General features: G+C 69.4%; 12 protein-coding genes and 1 tRNA gene. 8 read left to right on the top strand and 5 right to left on the bottom strand.

What is annotated here, in order from left to right:
- The first annotated feature begins 134 nt into the window (after positions 1-134).
- The 8 genes from dnaN to K4G22_RS14940 all read left to right on the top strand — a co-directional run bounded on the left by dnaN (position 135) and on the right by K4G22_RS14940 (position 9,890).
- Entirely contained in the window at positions 135-1,265 is a 1,131-nt protein-coding gene (dnaN, locus tag K4G22_RS14975; RefSeq protein ID WP_228084093.1) for a DNA polymerase III subunit beta, read from the top strand.
- A 135-nt stretch (positions 1,266-1,400) separates the two neighbouring features.
- A complete protein-coding gene (gene gnd / locus K4G22_RS14970) occupies positions 1,401-2,279 on the top strand; it encodes a phosphogluconate dehydrogenase (NAD(+)-dependent, decarboxylating) (RefSeq protein ID WP_228080728.1) in 879 nt (292 codons plus the stop codon).
- 30 nt (positions 2,280-2,309) lie between these two features.
- Positions 2,310-3,440, top strand: a complete 1,131-nt coding sequence (gene recF, locus K4G22_RS14965; protein ID WP_228080727.1) for a DNA replication/repair protein RecF — start codon at positions 2,310-2,312, stop codon at positions 3,438-3,440.
- Positions 3,433-4,011, top strand: coding sequence for a DciA family protein (locus tag K4G22_RS14960; RefSeq protein ID WP_425336690.1), 579 nt, complete (start codon positions 3,433-3,435; stop codon positions 4,009-4,011). Before recF ends, K4G22_RS14960 begins: the two co-directional genes overlap by 8 nt.
- 260 nt (positions 4,012-4,271) lie before the next feature.
- Complete coding sequence (gyrB, locus tag K4G22_RS14955; RefSeq protein ID WP_228080726.1) at positions 4,272-6,353, top strand: DNA topoisomerase (ATP-hydrolyzing) subunit B; 2,082 nt, start codon at positions 4,272-4,274, stop codon at positions 6,351-6,353.
- Positions 6,354-6,405: 52 nt separating this feature from the next.
- A complete protein-coding gene (gene gyrA, locus K4G22_RS14950; RefSeq protein ID WP_228080725.1) occupies positions 6,406-8,994 on the top strand; it encodes a DNA gyrase subunit A in 2,589 nt (862 codons plus the stop codon).
- A gap of 3 nt (positions 8,995-8,997) precedes the next feature.
- Complete coding sequence (locus tag K4G22_RS14945; protein ID WP_425336689.1) at positions 8,998-9,756, top strand: DUF3566 domain-containing protein; 759 nt, start codon at positions 8,998-9,000, stop codon at positions 9,754-9,756.
- Positions 9,757-9,813: 57 nt separating this feature from the next.
- Positions 9,814-9,890: transfer RNA gene (locus tag K4G22_RS14940), tRNA-Ile, on the top strand.
- Positions 9,891-9,966: 76 nt separating this feature from the next.
- Here K4G22_RS14940 and K4G22_RS14935 read toward each other — a convergent pair.
- From K4G22_RS14935 to K4G22_RS14915, 5 genes are all read right to left on the bottom strand, one after another.
- The gene (locus K4G22_RS14935; RefSeq protein WP_228080723.1) at positions 9,967-11,118 is read right to left on the bottom strand and encodes a tyrosine-type recombinase/integrase; all 1,152 of its coding nucleotides are present in this window, start codon (positions 11,116-11,118) and stop codon (positions 9,967-9,969) included.
- Positions 11,119-11,319 carry a helix-turn-helix domain-containing protein gene (locus K4G22_RS14930; RefSeq protein WP_228080722.1) on the bottom strand — a complete coding sequence of 67 codons (201 nt, stop codon included), beginning with the start codon at positions 11,317-11,319 and terminating at the stop codon, positions 11,119-11,121.
- 155 nt (positions 11,320-11,474) lie between these two features.
- Positions 11,475-12,707, bottom strand: a complete 1,233-nt coding sequence (locus K4G22_RS14925; protein WP_228080721.1) for a DUF3631 domain-containing protein — start codon at positions 12,705-12,707, stop codon at positions 11,475-11,477.
- Positions 12,704-12,904: a hypothetical protein gene (locus tag K4G22_RS14920; RefSeq protein ID WP_425336688.1), complete on the bottom strand. Its 201-nt coding sequence runs from the start codon at positions 12,902-12,904 to the stop codon at positions 12,704-12,706. The genes K4G22_RS14925 and K4G22_RS14920 overlap by 4 nt, the downstream gene beginning before the upstream one ends.
- 167 nt (positions 12,905-13,071) lie before the next feature.
- Positions 13,072-13,968 (bottom strand): bifunctional DNA primase/polymerase, encoded by an 897-nt coding sequence (locus K4G22_RS14915; protein ID WP_228080720.1) that lies wholly within the window; start codon positions 13,966-13,968, stop codon positions 13,072-13,074.
- Positions 13,969-14,038: the final 70 nt, after the last annotated feature.

The following is a 14,038-nucleotide window of genomic DNA, read 5'->3' as shown; positions in this document are numbered from 1 at the left end:
GGCCCGGCGACGATCTACCCAGCGCGCCTCGATTTGACTCACCGGAGCACCTACTGTCAGTGCCGTGAGTCAGACTGGTGGCCCAACAGGAAGCCAGCAGGGCGAGCGGCCAGCAACAGCGGGAGGCGGCTGAAGTGAAGATCCGGGTGGAACGCGATGTGCTCGCGGAGGCGGTGGCGTGGGCCGCCCGCAGCCTGCCGGCCCGACCTCCGGTGCCGGTTCTCGCAGGACTGCTGCTGAAGGCCGAGGAAGGGGCGTTGAGCCTCTCCGGCTTCGACTACGAGGTGTCGGCGCGGGTCTCCGTCGAGGTGGAGGTCGAGGACGAGGGCACGGTGCTCGTCTCCGGGCGCCTGCTGGCGGACATCTGCCGCTCGCTGCCCAACCGCCCGGTCGAGATCTCCTCGGACGGCGTGCGGGTCACAGTGGTCTGCGGCTCCTCACGCTTCACGCTCCACACACTGCCTGTGGAGGAGTACCCGGCGCTGCCGCAGATGCCGACGGCCACGGGCACGGTGTCGGCCGAGGTGTTCGCCTCCGCCGTCTCCCAGGTGGCCATCGCGGCGGGCCGGGACGACACGCTCCCGGTGCTGACCGGCGTGCGGGTGGAGATCGAGGGCGACGTGGTCACGCTCGCCTCCACCGACCGCTACCGGTTCGCCGTGCGGGAGTTCCTGTGGAAGCCCGAGGTCGCAGACGTGTCCTCGGTGGCCCTGGTGCCCGCCAAGACGCTGCTGGACACGGCCAAGTCCCTCAGCGGCGGCGACACGGTCTCCCTGGCGCTCTCAGGGGCCGGCGCCGGCGAGGGCCTGATCGGCTTCGAGGGCGCGGGCCGGCGCACCACCACGCGGCTGCTGGAGGGCGATCTGCCGAAGTACCGCACGCTCTTCCCCACCGAGTTCAACTCCGTCGCCGTGATCGAGACGGCCCCCTTCGTCGAGGCCGTCAAGCGGGTGGCGCTGGTCGCCGAGCGGAACACCCCGGTGCGGCTCAACTTCGAGCAGGGCGTGCTGATCCTGGAGGCGGGGTCGAGCGACGACGCACAGGCTGTGGAGCGGGTGGACGCCCAGCTGGAGGGCGACGACATCTCCATCGCGTTCAACCCCGGTTTCCTGCTTGAGGGGCTGAGCGCGATCGACTCCCCGGTGGCCCAGCTCTCCTTCACCACCTCGACCAAGCCGGCGCTGCTGAGCGGACGCCCCGCAGTGGACGCCGAGGCGGACGAGACGTACAAGTACCTGATCATGCCGGTGCGGCTGAGCGGCTGAGCGAGCGCTCCCGGCCGGGAGCTCAGTGGCGGCCGTACGGTTTGAGCTGCGCTTTTGAGCGGCTGACCCCGCAGGTGTGCGCGCGGGGTCGGGCGTAGGCTCGGCGGCAGGTACAACGCTACGAAGGAGTTCCTGATGGAGCTGGGTCTCGTCGGCCTCGGCAAGATGGGCGGCAACATGCGCGAGCGCATCCGCCGGGCCGGTCACACCGTTGTGGGGTACGCCCCCGACACGGAGGCCGCCGATGTGCACAGCCTGCGGGAGATGGTGGATGCGCTGGCCGCGCCCCGGGTGGTGTGGCTGATGGTGCCGGCCGGTGAGGTCACCCAGTCGGTGGTGAACGAGCTGGCGGAGGCGCTCTCCCCGGGCGATGTGGTGGTCGACGGCGGGAACTCCCGCTGGACGGACGACGCCAGGCACGCGAAGGAGCTGGCGGCCCGGGGCATCGGCTTTGTCGACTGCGGGGTCTCCGGCGGGGTCTGGGGCCTGGAGAACGGCTATGCGCTGATGTACGGCGGCGACGCCGAGCATGTGGCCCGGGTGCAGCCGATCTTCGACGCGCTGCGTCCCGCCGGTGAGTTCGGCGCTGTGCACGCCGGCCGGGTCGGTGCCGGGCACTTCGCCAAGATGGTGCACAACGGCATCGAGTACGCGATGATGCAGGCGTTCGCCGAGGGCTGGGAGTTGCTGGAGGCGGCCGAAGAGGTCACGGACGTCCGGGAGGTGTTCCGCTCCTGGCAGGAGGGGACGGTCATCCGTTCCTGGCTGCTGGATCTGGCGGTGCGGGCGCTGGACGACGACGAGCATCTGGCCGCGTTGCGCGGCTATGCGGCGGATTCGGGCGAGGGCCGTTGGACGGTGGAGGCCGCCATCGACCACGCGGTGCCGCTGCCGGCGATCACCGCCTCGCTCTTCGCGCGGTTCTCCTCGCGGCAGGAGGACTCGCCGCAGATGAAGATGGTCGCCGCGCTGCGCAACCAGTTCGGCGGCCATGCCGTCGAGAGTTCGAAGTAGCTTGTCGTCCGGGGAGGTTGGCCCACCGCCGTGCATGTGACACATCTGTCGCTGGCCGACTTCCGTTCGTACGCCAGGGCCGAGGTCGAGCTCGGCCCCGGGGTCACGGCGTTTCTGGGCGCGAACGGCCAGGGCAAGACCAATCTGGTCGAGGCCATCGGCTATCTGGCCACCCTGGGCAGCCATCGGGTGTCGTCCGACGCGCCGCTGGTGCGGATGGGCGCCGAGCGCGCGGTGGTCCGCGCCTCGGTGCGGGAGGGCGAGCGCCAGCAGCTGGTGGAGCTGGAGCTGAACCCCGGCCGGGCGAACCGGGCGCGGCTGAACCGTTCCTCCCAGGTGCGGCCCCGCGATCTGCTGGGCATTGTGCGCACGGTCCTGTTCGCTCCCGAGGATCTCCGTCTGGTGAAGGGCGATCCCGCGGAGCGGCGCCGTTTCCTCGACGAGTTGGTGACGGCGCGGGTGCCCCGGCTGGCCGGGGTTCGCGCCGAGTACGAGCGGGTGTTGAAGCAGCGGAACTCGTTGTTGAGATCCGCCGCGATGGCCCGGCGCCACGGCGGTCGGGGGATGGATCTCTCGACGCTCGACGTCTGGGACCAGCATCTGGCGCGGGTGGGCGCGGAGTTGGTGGTGCAGCGCCTGGCGCTGCTCGACGCGCTGCGGCCGTTGACGGACAAGGCCTATGAGCAGGTGGCGCCGGGGGGCGGCCCCGTGGTCCTGGAGTACCAGGGCTCGGCGGGCGAGCGGTCGGCCGAAGCGGCCGGCCGCGAGGAGCATGTCGCGCTGCTCACCGAGGCGTTGGCCGAGGCCAGGAAGCGGGAGATCGAGCGCGGGGTCACGCTGGTCGGGCCGCACAGGGACGAACTGCTGCTGCGGCTGGGGGACATGCCGGCGAAGGGCTACGCCAGCCATGGCGAGTCCTGGTCGTTGGCCCTGGCGCTGCGGCTGGCGTCCTACGGCCTGCTGCGGGACGAGGGCCCGGAGCCGGTGCTGATCCTGGACGACGTCTTCGCCGAGCTCGACGCGCATCGTCGCAGGCGGCTGGCCGAGTTGGTGGTCTCGGCCGAGCAGGTGCTGGTCACGGCCGCCGTTCCCGAGGACGTTCCCGAGGTGCTGGCCGGCGTGCGGTTCGGCGTCGCGGAGGGGCTGGTGGAGCGTGAGTGAGGTGCCGCGCGCCCGGGAGGGGGGCGACGCTTCGGACGGCCGCCCCGCCCGGGGCGAGGCCGGCGCGGTGCCCGAGCCCTCCGGGGTGGATCTGGCGCGGGTGGCGTTGCGGGCGGCCAAGGAGCGTGCGCGGGCGCGTGGTGCCATGGTTCAGCAGCGTCGCGATGCGCGCCGTGGTGGTCTGCGCTCCGGCGCGCGCGCCGGAGGGCGTGATCCGCTGCCGTTGGGTGCCGCGGTGGCGCGGCTCTCCGTGGAACGCGGCTGGGAGATGCCGCTGGCCGTCGGCGGAGTGCTCGGCCGCTGGCCGGAGTTGGTCGGCCCCGAGGTCGCTCAGCACTGCGCGCCCGAGGGGTACGACGAGCGGACGAGGGTGCTGACGGTGCGCTGCGACGCCACCGCCTGGGCCACTCAGCTGCGGTTGTTGGCGCCCCAGCTGCTGGCGCGGCTCAACGCCGACCTGGGCCAGGGCAGCGTCACCCTGATCAAGGTGCTGGGCCCCGCGGCGCCCGCCGGCCCCCGGGGGCGGCTGCGCGCTCCCGGGAGCAGAGGGCCCGGTGACACCTATGGGTAGGGCTGAGGTTCGGGTCGCCGGAAGTGACGCCGGTCACGTCCGTGAAGGTTGACAGGCGGAAGCGCTGAGCGCCGTTGTGAACGGATCAGGGCCCCGGGTCACATATGGGGAGTCGTCGGAGCCCGGTTGAGGGCGGCACATGCGCGTTGAGAGCCCCGCAAACCGCCGTTACGGTTGGCGCTAGCGGTAGACTGGAGGCAACCGCCCCGTTGCGGACCATGTCGAACGACGCAGCCGCTCCTCAGAGCCGGAGCCGGCTTGTGCTGTGCCAGAAAGGGCGCTTCGTGGCCGATTCCGGCGATGCCAACAAGAACATTTCGTCCTCCCCCGGAGCTTCCCGCGGATCATCTCCCGAATCGACGGAGGACACCCCCTCGTACGACGCCAGCGCGATCACCGTGCTGGAGGGCCTCGACGCGGTCAGGAAGCGCCCGGGGATGTACATCGGATCCACGGGTGAGCGTGGCCTCCACCACCTCGTCACCGAGGTCGTGGACAACTCCGTCGACGAGGCGCTCGCCGGCCACGCGAACCGGATCGATGTCACGCTGCTCGCCGACGGCGGGGTGCGTGTGGTGGACAACGGGCGTGGGATCCCGGTGGACATGGTGCCGTCGGAGGGGAAGCCGGCGGTCGAGGTCGTGCTCACGGTCCTGCACGCGGGCGGCAAGTTCGGCGGTGGCGGGTACGCGGTCTCCGGCGGTCTGCACGGGGTGGGCGTCTCGGTCGTGAACGCGCTCTCCACGCGGGTGTCGGTCGAGATCAAGCGGGACGGCTATCGCTGGACCCAGGACTACGCGCTGGGCGTGCCCACCGCGCCGCTGGCGCGGAACGAGGAGACGGACGACACCGGGACCACGGTGACGTTCTGGGCCGACGGCGACATCTTCGAGACCACCGACTACTCGTTCGAGACGCTTTCCCGGCGGTTCCAGGAGATGGCCTTCCTGAACCGGGGCCTGACCATCGGGCTGACCGACGAGCGCGCGGCGGCCAAGCAGACGGCGGGCGCCGACTCGGCGGCGCCGGCCGACGACGACCAGCCGCGCACGGTCACCTACTACTACGAGGGCGGCATCGCGGACTTCGTGCGCCACCTCAACTCCCGCAAGGGAGAGCCGGTGCACGCCTCGGTGATCGAGATCGAGGCGGAGGACCAGGAGCGGAAGATCTCCCTGGAGATCGCCATGCAGTGGAACAGCCAGTTCAGCGAGGGCGTCTACAGCTTCGCGAACACCATCCACACGCATGAGGGCGGCACCCACGAGGAGGGGTTCCGCGCCGCGCTGACGGCCCTGGTGAACAAGTACGCCAGGGAGAAGAAGCTGCTGCGCGAGAAGGACGACAACCTCACCGGCGAGGACATCAGGGAGGGGCTCACCGCGATCATCTCGGTGAAGCTCGGCGAGCCGCAGTTCGAGGGTCAGACGAAGACGAAGCTGGGCAACACCGAGGCCAAGACCTATGTCCAGAAGATCGTTTACGAGCACTTCACCGACTGGCTCGATCGCAACCCCAACGAGGCCGCGGACATCATCCGCAAGAGCATCCAGGCCGCCACCGCCAGGGTCGCCGCGCGCAAGGCCCGCGATCTCACCCGTCGCAAGGGCCTCCTGGAGACGGCTTCGCTGCCTGGCAAGCTCAGCGACTGCCAGTCCAACGACGCCACCAAGAGCGAGATCTTCATCGTGGAGGGCGACTCGGCCGGCGGCAGCGCCAAGTCCGGCCGGGACCCGCAGTACCAGGCGATCCTGCCCATCCGCGGCAAGATCCTGAACGTCGAGAAGGCCAGGATCGACAAGGTGTTGCAGAACACCGAGGTCCAGGCGCTGATCTCGGCGTTCGGCACCGGGATCCACGAGGATTTCGACATCTCCAAGCTCCGCTATCACAAGATCATCCTGATGGCGGACGCCGATGTCGACGGGCAGCACATCAACACCCTGCTGCTGACCCTGCTGTTCCGCTTCATGCGCCCGCTGGTGGAAGCCGGGCACGTCTATCTCTCGCAGCCGCCGCTCTACAAGATCAAGTGGGGACGCGACGAGTTCGAGTACGCCTACTCGGACCGGGAGCGCGACAGCCTGATCCGGCTCGGCCGGGAGCGCGGCAAGCGGATCAGGGAGGACTCGATCCAGCGGTTCAAGGGCCTGGGCGAGATGAACGCCGAGGAACTGCGGATCACCACCATGGACATGGCCCACCGGGTGCTGCGCCTGGTCACGCTGGACGACGCCGCCGCCGCTGACGACCTGTTCTCCGTCCTGATGGGCGAGGACGTGGAGGCCAGGCGCTCGTTCATCCAGCGCAACGCCAAGGACGTTCGGTTCCTGGACATCTGACGCCGGCCATCCGGCCCCGTACCGCTGATCGAAAGGAATCGGACCCACAGCCATGGCCGACGACATTCCCCCCACCCCGCCGAACCCCGAACTGAACTCGTCGGGAGCCCTGCGGATCGAGCCCGTCACGCTTGAGACCGAGATGCAGCGCTCGTATCTCGACTACGCGATGAGCGTGATCGTCTCCCGTGCGCTCCCCGACGTGCGCGACGGGCTCAAGCCGGTGCACCGGCGCGTGCTCTACGCGATGTACGACGGGGGCTACCGCCCCGAGCGCGGCTACTACAAGTGCGCCCGCGTGGTCGGCGATGTGATGGGCACGTACCACCCGCACGGCGACACCTCGATCTACGACGCCCTGGTCCGGCTCGCCCAGCCGTGGACGATGCGGATGCCGCTGGTCGACTCCAACGGGAACTTCGGCTCCCCCGGCAACGACCCGGCCGCGGCCATGCGGTACACCGAGTGCCGGTTGGCCCCGCTGGCCATGGAGACGCTGCGGGACATCGACGAGGAGACCGTCGACTTCCAGGACAACTACGACGGGCGGAACCAGGAGCCGACGGTGCTGCCGTCGCGCTTCCCGAACCTGCTGGTCAACGGCTCGGCCGGGATCGCGGTCGGCATGGCGACCAACATCCCGCCGCACAACCTGCGCGAGGTCGCGGCCGGCGCCCAGTGGTATCTGGAGCACCCGGACGCCAGCCCGGACGAGCTGCTGGACGCGTTGATCGAGCGGATCAAGGGCCCCGACTTCCCGACCGGTGCGCTGGTGGTCGGCCGCAAGGGCATCGAGGAGGCGTACCGCACCGGGCGCGGCTCGATCACCATGCGGGCCGTGATCGAGGTGGAGGAGATCCAGGGCCGGCAGTGCCTGGTGGTCACCGAGCTGCCGTACCAGACCAACCCGGACAATCTCGCGCAGAAGATCGCCGAGTTGGTCAAGGACGGTCGGGTCAACGGCATCGCCGACGTCCGCGACGAGACCTCCTCGCGCACCGGGCAGCGCCTGGTGATCGTGCTCAAGCGGGACGCCGTCGCCAAGGTGGTGCTCAACAACCTCTACAAGCACACCGATCTGCAGACCAACTTCGGCGCCAACATGCTGGCCCTGGTGGACGGCGTGCCGCGCACGCTGTCGCTGGACGCGTTCATCCGCTCCTGGGTGGCGCACCAGATCGACGTGGTGGTGCGGCGCACCCGTTACCGGCTGCGGAAGGCCGAGGAGCGGGCGCACATCCTGCGCGGCCTGCTCGCCGCGCTGGACGCGATCGACGAGGTCATCGCCCTGATCCGGCGCAGCGACACGGTGGACGTCGCGCGTCGGGGCCTGATGGGCCTGCTGAGCATCGACGAGATCCAGGCCAACGCGATCCTGGAGATGCAGCTGCGCCGGCTGGCCGCGCTTGAGCACCAGAAGATCACCGCGGAGCGCAACGAACTCGAGGCGCGGATCCGCGAGTACAACGCGATCCTGGCCTCCCCGGAGCGGCAGCGGCAGATCATCGGCGAGGAACTGACGGCGATCGTCGACAAGTTCGGCGACGACCGGCGCTCCGCGCTGGTGCCGTTCGAGGGCGACATGTCCATCGAGGACCTGATCGCCGAAGAGGACATCGTGGTCACCATCACCCGTGGTGGCTATGTGAAGCGCACCAAGACGGACGACTACCGCGCCCAGAAGCGCGGCGGCAAGGGAGTGCGCGGCACCAAGCTGCGCGAGGACGACATCGTCGACCACTTCTTCGTCTCCACCACCCACCACTGGCTGCTGTTCTTCACCAACAAGGGCCGGGTCTACCGCGCCAAGGCGTACGAGCTGCCGGACGCCAGCCGCGAGGCGCGCGGGCAGCATGTGGCGAACCTGCTGGCCTTCCAACCCGACGAGGAGATCGCCGAGATCCTCGCCGTCCGGGACTACGAGGCGGCTCCCTACCTGGTGCTGGCCACCAAGTCCGGCCTGGTGAAGAAGACCATGCTCAAGGACTACGACTCCCCGCGCTCGGGCGGCGTGATCGCCATCAACCTGCGCGAGATGGCGGACGGCAGGGACGACGAGCTGATCGGCGCCGAGCTGGTCTCCGCCGCCGACGACCTCCTGCTGATCAGCAAGAAGGCCCAGTCGATCCGCTTCACCGCGACCGACGACTCGCTGCGCCCGATGGGCCGGGCGACGTCGGGGGTGAAGGGGATGAGCTTCCGCGAGGGCGACGAACTGCTCTCGATGAACGTGGTCCGCGCCGGCACCTTCGTTTTCACGGCGACGGACGGCGGGTACGCGAAGCGCACCCCGGTCGACGAGTACCGGGTGCAGGGACGTGGCGGTCTCGGCATCAAGGCCGCCAAGATCGTCGAGGACCGCGGCTCCCTGGTGGGCGCCCTGGTGGTGGAGAACACCGATGAGATCCTCGCCATCACGCTGGGCGGTGGAGTGATCCGCACGCGGGTCAATGAGGTCAGGGAGACCGGCCGTGACACCATGGGCGTTCAGTTGATCAACCTGGGTAAGCGGGACGCCGTCGTGGGTATCGCGCGCAACGCCGAGGCTGGTCGCGAGGCCGAGGAAGTCGAGGCCGAGTCCACCGACGAGACTCCGCAGGAGTCCGAGGTGGGCACTGTGGCCCCGGGCGCAGAGGAGTAGAGCGTGAGTGGAGCCATCGGCGCGTCCGGAGGCGGCGCGGGGGGCGAGGAGTCGCCGCGTCACCCCGAGTCGCCGCCCCCGGGCGGCTATGGCTTCGGTGCCGGGGATGGCGCCCCCCGGCAGGAGTCCGCAAACGACCCTTCTCGTGGGGGAACCACCATGACCAGTGCCAGACCCGCGGACTCGTCGCATCCGCAGGGCCAGGGCTACGGCAGTGCCGACCAACAGCACTACCACCCGCCGCAGGCGTACCCGGCGCCGCCCGGCGCGGCGCCGACGGTGGGCCAGCAGCCCTCACAGCCCTCGCCCGCCCCGCGCGCGCGGGGCGGCAAGCAGCAGACCCAGGGCGGCGGCGTGCGCCGACCGCGCACGGGGGCGCGCACCGTTCCCCGGGTCCGCAAGGCCCGGCTGCGGGTGGCCAAGGCCGACCCGTGGTCGGTGATGAAGGTCAGCTTTCTGCTGTCCATCGCCCTGGGCATCTGCACCATCATCGCCGTCGCCGTGCTGTGGATGGTGATGGACGGCATGGGCGTCTTCTCGACCATCGGCGAAACGATCACTCAGGCGACGGAGACGGACGACGAGAGCGGTTTCGACCTTGTCTCCTTCCTTTCGCTGTCGCGCGTGCTGATTTTCACCTCGGTGATCGCCGTGATCGATGTGGTCCTGGCCACCGCCCTGGCCACGCTCGGAGCCTTCCTCTACAACCTCTCGGCCGGCTTTGTCGGCGGCGTCGAAGTGACCCTCGCCGAGGACGAGTGACCCCGCCCAATCGATTTGGGCGGTGGCCAGGGCATGCGATAGCCTTGCTGCGCACGCGGGGCTATAGCTCAGATGGTTAGAGCGCATCCCTGATAAGGATGAGGCCACAGGTTCAAGTCCTGTTAGCCCCACCAGCGTGAACGGCCCCGGGCAGAGATGCCCGGGGCCGTTTGACGCCTTTCGTTGACGACAGTCGCGACCTTTGGGCCCCTACTTGCCTCCGCTGAGCAGCTCCGACAGCAACTCAGCAGCGGCACGCTGGTCTTCACCGACAACCTGGGTGTACACATCCAGGGTCATCCGGATCTGGCTGTGCCGGAGGATCGCCTGGGCGGCCTTCGGGTGGACCTTGAGGAAGGCCAGTAGAGTGCCACAGGTGTGACGGGAGAGTCGCACGGTGATCCGCCGGACGTCCTTGACCTTCTCCACCAGGGTGTCGAAGGTGCGGGAGAACCCACGCGGCTCGATCGGCCCACCGTGGCGCTCGGTGAAGATCAGGTCCTCCCCTGGCTCCTGATGCCAGTGCTCACCGGCCCGCTCCTTCTCCTCTTGCTGAATGAGCTGCCGCTCGCGCAGCGCATCGGCGCAGAACACCGGTAGCGGCAGCGGAGCCTGTGAGGAGTCGGTCTTGAGCTTCTTGAGGACGAGTCTCCCCTTCTGTCGCTGCACCTGGTGGACGGGGGTGAACTGCTCGTTGTCGAAGTCGACGTCCTGCCACCGGAGACCGAGAATCTCGCCTCGGCGCAGTCCCAGGGAGAGCAGCAGCACGAAGGCTGCGTAGAGCCGGTGGTGGCGGACCGACTTCAGAAAGGTGATCGCCTCCGTGGCCGACCACGGCTTGCGCTCGGGCTTGTCCGTCGTCGGCATGTCCACCAGCTCGGCGACATTGCGGGTCACCAGCTCTTCCCGGCGGGCCCTGTTGACGGCGTTCCGGAGTACCCGAAGCACCTCCTGCCGGGTGGGTGCCGGAACGCCGTCCTTCTTCATCTTCGCCAGGGCTTGCCGCACTTGGGCGGGGGTCAGCCGGATCAGCGACTTCTTGCCCAAGTGCGGGATGAGGTAGAGGCGGACCTTGCCTTCGTACTTGGCGTACGTGTTGTGCTCGGTGTTCGGCTCGACAATCTCCATGAGCCAGTAGGTCAGCCACTCACCGACCTTCCAGGACCGGGACGGGACTGGAACCCCTTTCCGCTCCTGGTCCTTGAGGGCACTCAGCTTGTCGTCCACCTCGTCATAGGTGGCGCCGTAGCGATCCACCCGGACGCTATTCCCCTCGGTGTCGGTGACGTACACCCGCCCGTGGTAGCGGCCGTCCTTGCGCTTCGAGATGGTGCCCGCGCCGTTGGGGCGTCGCTTGGCCATTCAGTCGTCCTCTTCGAGCTGGTGGTTCATGAAGGTGTGAACAGCGTCCGCGGGAATCCGGCGGGCCCGGCCGACGCAGAAGCTGCGGAGCTGGTTGGTGCGGATGAGGTCGTAGACCTTGGAGCGGCTGAGTCGAAGCGCAGCCATGACTTCGGGAACGGTGAGAGCCTGCGGAGCCCCGGCGGGCGTGGCGGTGGACACGGTTCACCTCGTTGTCGTTCGCGAGTGCGCGAAGGAGGGCCGGAGCGCTTGGCTCCGGCCCTCCCGTGTCGGTTACATCGGTTACATCGGTTACAGCGCAGGTCAGGGGCCTGTTTGGTGTAACCGGTGGGTGGGGTGTAACCGATTCGCTGCGGTTACAGGGGGAGCGGTCCGTTGGTCGGCGTGACCGATGCGTATCGGTTACGGGTCTCCGGATCGGTTACGTCGTCGCTGCTGGTCAGCATGGGGGTGGTGGGGGTTGTAACCGGTGTAACCGATGGTTCCGCAGGGGGCGGGCAGTAGCGGTTCCACGCGTCGGTCAGGTCGTCGCGGTGGTAGCCCTTGGTGGGCTGGCCGCCGATGCGCAACGCTCGTGGTGCGATGGGCTTGCCCTTTGCCGTGACGTATTCCTTGAGCATCTTGGAGAGGCGGCGTGGGGTGAGGGCTTGGCCGTCCAAGTCGCCCCACGGGGACTCTTCCAGTTTGTTGAGCACGTGGAGGATTTCGACGGTGGAAAGGGCCGCCTCACCGGGGAACACATGGTCCCTCAGGTCGCTCAGGAGGCGGACCCCCAGGGAGGTTCGGTCGTCTTCGTTAACGGCGGTGACCAACTCGACGCACGCCGCTCGCGCGCGCTCTGGCCAGTGGCCGCCGGCCGCGTCGGCGACGGCCAGCAGTGGTTCCCATACGTCAGCCGGGCGGTCGGTGATGCCGTCGGGCATTTCGGGGAAGACGCCGTCGATCTGGTCGCGGACCTGGGCGGCCCAGGTAGCCAACTCGTCTCGAAGGGCGTTGCCCTGGGGCTCGTTGGTGCGGTGTCGGTAAGGCTCGATCGGCTCGTTGTGAGCGCGGCGACGCATGCGGATGATGACGCTGCGGGCCTTGATGGTGTCGGGCAGATGGCCCAGTCCGGCGAGGGCGACGGCACAGTAGGAGGGGAAGGCGACCACGGTCTGACTGCCGCCGTCCCCGACGCAGCGGTAGGAGACGCCGGAGCGGCGGTGGCCGGCGTTCAACAGGCCGCGTAGGTCTTCGTTGTCCTTGGCCTTGGGGCCGAAAACGGTGTCGATCTCGTCGAAGAGGACGACGGGGCGTCCGGCTTGGTCGGCCACGGCGCGAAAAAGCGCGGCCGGGGAGGCGTTGACCGCGTGCATCGGGTTGGGGGTCAGGGTGGAGATGATCTCCAATGCGCGCGTCTTGCCCGACCCGGGCTCGGGACTCAGGAAGGCGATCCTGGGAGTGGAATCGAAGCAGCTCAGCAGGTGGGTGTGCGCGTTCCAGAGCACCACGGCGACCGTGGCCGCCTCAGAGGGGAAGGCGTTGAACCTGCGGTGGAACGCCTCCACCCTGTCGAGGAGTTGGGCGCCGTTGATGGGCTGCTCAGTCATGCGGCGGCCCTCCTTCCAGTGGTGGTGGCCTGGGGGTGACGGTTGGTGTGGTGGTGGCAGGTTGTGCGGTGGGTGTTGTGGTCGGCGACCAGCTCGACGACCTGACGGCGCCCCACGGCGCGGCGCATGCGTCCGCAGGAGCACCACGAGGTGGCCGTGGGGACGGTGCGCCAGTCCGGCGGGCAGATCACGTCCAAGCCCCCGATGGGGTGACGGCAGTCCCCCAACTGCGGGTCAGGGATAGGAACGGCGCCTTCGGCGGCGTCCTTCGGGGCGCACTCGGCCGGTGGGTCGCAGGTTGGGTGGGCGACCTCGGGCCGGGGCGACTTCGGTTGGCCTTCCAAGGGGGGAGGAGGGTGGGGTGTCATGCCGCCTCCCGGGGGCGGGCTTTGCGGAGGGAGCTGTCGAGGGCGCTGCGGATCGTGGCGCGGCACTCGGCAGCGGTGAGTCCTCGGGCCTCTCCCGCCGCTTGGAAGGCGTCCTCGACCGCGTGGCGGGGGATGTCGCCCCATGCGACGAACCGTCCCACTTTGAAGGCGCATCGGTTGAGTGTGTCGTTGCCCTGCCCTTCGGGGGCGGCGGCGACGATGGCGCATTCCTGTCCGAGGGCGGCGCGTGCGGCCCGGCTGCCGCTGACCTCGGGGAGCTTCAACGGGCCGGCCGGGCGGGGTGGTGTGGGCCGGAGCAGGGTCAGCAGCCAGTCGGGCAGGGGCGCGAGGGGGGCGGGGTCGGTCACCTCGTAGGCCCGGCCGTTGACGAGGCTGCCGGGCGCGACGACGTATCCGCCGCTCGCGCGGGTGTCGATGAGCGGTCCCAGCTTGCCGGCGGTGTTGCCGAGCCGGACACCGGCCGGGGCGGTGAAGTACAGGTGGGCCCCATGGCTCGCGGTCCGGACGCGGTAGGTGATCGGGACGGCCTGCCCGGTGCGCTCGCAGAGCGCCTCGAAGGTCGTCACGCCGCCAGGCGTGTCCATCTGATCCTTGGCGGTGTCGAGGTCGACCACGATCAGCCCTGCCGGGCCCGTGGCCAGGCCAATGTTGTAGGGCCGCTGCTCCCAGCACGCCCGGATCAACTCCGGGTCGGTGGTGGCGCGTTGCTCGGGCTTGAGGTGCCCGGCCAGGCACCGCCCGGCACGGGGGCAGTGGCGTTCGGGGTGCCCGGCGGGCCGCTTGTCGCCCGGCCGGAGAGGGAAGACAGGCCAGCCGCGCGCGGCGGTGGCCAGTGCGGTGTTCAGCAGCGCCGCACGGGGGTCAGATGTCATCCTTGGGTGGTCCGTTCCTCTCGTAGGGACGGGTTGGCCGGGGCGGCGGACTGCATTGGCGTGGAGACCG

This window comes from Streptomyces profundus (genome assembly GCF_020740535.1).
GTDB lineage: Bacteria > Actinomycetota > Actinomycetes > Streptomycetales > Streptomycetaceae > Streptomyces > Streptomyces profundus.
This window is presented reverse-complemented; position numbering and strand designations above follow the sequence as displayed.

What these genes read in the sequence shown, in the direction of transcription:
- gnd (WP_228080728.1), top strand. Translation starts at nt 1,401, where the DNA reads ATGGAGCTGGGTCTCGTCGGCCTCGGCAAGATGGGCGGCAACATGCGC.
- gyrA (WP_228080725.1), top strand. Translation starts at nt 6,406, where the DNA reads ATGGCCGACGACATTCCCCCCACCCCGCCGAACCCCGAACTGAACTCG.
- K4G22_RS14935 (WP_228080723.1), bottom strand. Translation starts at nt 11,118, where the DNA reads ATGGCCAAGCGACGCCCCAACGGCGCGGGCACCATCTCGAAGCGCAAG.
- K4G22_RS14925 (WP_228080721.1), bottom strand. Translation starts at nt 12,707, where the DNA reads ATGACTGAGCAGCCCATCAACGGCGCCCAACTCCTCGACAGGGTGGAG.
- K4G22_RS14915 (WP_228080720.1), bottom strand. Translation starts at nt 13,968, where the DNA reads ATGACATCTGACCCCCGTGCGGCGCTGCTGAACACCGCACTGGCCACC.